Consider the following 521-nt stretch of genomic DNA (forward strand, 5'->3'; position numbering starts at 1 on the left):
ACTGTGCTAACTCGTTCGTAGTGACCAGAACTTGGACTTTCGTTGATGCTTGTGGAAACACTTCTGCTGTATCTCAAACTATCAATGTAAATGATAACGTAGCGCCTACCATTGATACGCAAGCAACCAATTTTGTTGTTGAGTGTGATGGTCATGGTAATCAATCATCATTAATGACTTGGTTAGAATCAAACGGTGGTGCATCAGCATCAGACAACTGTTCTAATGTAACTTGGTCAAATAATTTTGATGCTATGTCTAATGACTGTTCTGCAGCTGTAACAGTTGTATTTACTGCGACTGATGCATGTGGTAATACTGCAACTACAACTGCTACATTTACAGTCAATGACACTCAAAATCCAGTTGCCCCTGAAGCTCCGGCTACGGTAACTGTGGCTTGTACAAGTGAAATCCCTGCTATGGTAGCGTTGACTGCTACTGACAATTGTTCTAATACAATCACTGTAGAAGGTGTTGACGCAATCGCTCAAGGGCAATGTGCTAACTCGTTCGTAGTA

1 pseudogene is annotated in these 521 nt (G+C 41.5%); it reads left to right on the forward strand.

The window, feature by feature from the left end:
• Positions 1–521, forward strand: a pseudogene (locus tag SK086_RS13605) (hypothetical protein); the annotation flags it as partial.

Origin of the sequence: Flavobacterium cheonhonense (assembly GCF_035671315.1) — a bacterium.
Lineage (GTDB): Bacteria > Bacteroidota > Bacteroidia > Flavobacteriales > Flavobacteriaceae > Flavobacterium > Flavobacterium cheonhonense.